Annotated in this window: 2 protein-coding genes; both read right to left on the bottom strand. The window is 59.2% G+C overall.

Translation table 11 applies throughout. The features are described from left to right. On the bottom strand, nt 1–885 hold an 885-nt coding region (locus JL39_RS28410; RefSeq protein ID WP_244446977.1), incomplete at its 3' end, for a flagellar hook associated protein. 252 nt (nt 886–1,137) lie between these two features. After that, on the bottom strand, nt 1,138–1,514 hold a 377-nt coding region (locus JL39_RS32725), incomplete at its 5' end, for a flagellin (protein ID WP_280114100.1).

Genomic DNA, 1,514 nt, shown 5'->3' on the forward strand with positions numbered 1-1,514 from the left:
CAGTGAGTATGCCGCACCGGTCGTGGCTGTCGCACCGGCCGAGAAGTCGTAACCTTCGGTCGTGTAGACGGCATCGATGTAAGCACCGCCGACCTTGATGAGGTAGGTGCCGCTTGCGCCGGTCGTGAAGACGCCGTTGGTGTCGCCCTTCATGAAGACGCCGCCACCGATGTCCTTCCACTCAGCATTCGTGTCGTAGATCGCAGTCGTGTTGATCTGGCCGTAATACTGGACGGAGTTGGTCGTGCCATCGTCATAGTCGATCGCGCGCGAACCCTTGAGCATGTTCATGTCGAGAAGGCCGGCATTGCCGCCCGAAAGGTCGAACAGAACGTTCGATTCATCGAGCTCGACATTGACGGTCTTGACCGAAACATTGCCATCGGCATCACGGATGAAGGAACCAACGATCTGCTTGGTGATCGCGCTGCCGGCTTCGACGACGCCAGTGGTCGCGTTGGCGGCGCCGCCGATTTCGGTCTGCAGCCAGTTTTCGCCGGAGAACGAAGCGGAGGAAGCGATGCTCTTCAGCTGATCCTGGAGCTGAGTGATTTCTTCCTGGACCTTCGCCTTGTCGACGCCGGGTTCGGTTGCGGCAACGAGCTTGTTCTTGATTTCCTGAACAACGTCGATTGCCGATTCCATGGCAGCGTAGGCCGTATCGACCTTAGCGGCGCCGAGACCGAGGGCGTCCTGAACGGCAGAGAGAGCACCATTGTCGGAACGCATGGTGGTTGCGATCGACCAGTAGGCGGCGTTGTCGGAAGCGGTGCCGACGCGCATGCCGGTCGAAACGCGGCCCTGCGTGGTTTCCATATCCTGGCCGAGCTGGCGCAGGGTCTGGAGAGCAGCCATGGCTGCGATGTTGGTAAGAATGCTTGTCATTCTGAGTGCCCCTTGAGTGGCTGATTACGAAAAGGGACATTCCGGATTCCACCGGGAACAGCGGTCAGCATCATGCTTGCTAACCAGTTAATTTTTCTGGTTAACTCGCCGTTTCGATGGCCTTAGGTAACCTCAATATAGTTAATGAAGATTGAAGCGCGGACGAAAAATTAGAAGGCCGCGCCCCGGCGAGGGCGCGGCCTTCCATACTCCTTGGCGCGGTCAGCCTCCGCGCCAATTCGCCGGCTCCGATTAACGGAAGAGCGAGAGGATGTTCTGCGAGTCGGAGTTGGCGATCGAGAGCGACTGGATCGCAAGCTGCTGCTGGGTCTGCAGGGCCTTGAGCTTCGTCGACTCCTCGTTCATGTCCGCGTCGACAAGACGACCCACACCCTTGTCGAGCGTGTCGGAGAGCTTGCTGACAAAGTCCTGCTGCATCTCGATGCGCTGCGAGACCGCACCGAGCTTGGCTGCAGCGCTGGTCATCTGTTCCAACTGGCCATCGACGAACGAGGTCAGGGCCGCGATGACATCCTCGTCGCTGACATTCGTGCCGCCCATGCCCAGATCGCTGCTGCCGCCGTTGCGGTAGTCGTCGAGCTTGGTGATGTCCAGTTCCGACACGGAGA

The organism is Rhizobium sp. YS-1r (assembly GCF_000757525.1).
GTDB lineage: Bacteria > Pseudomonadota > Alphaproteobacteria > Rhizobiales > Rhizobiaceae > Neorhizobium > Neorhizobium petrolearium.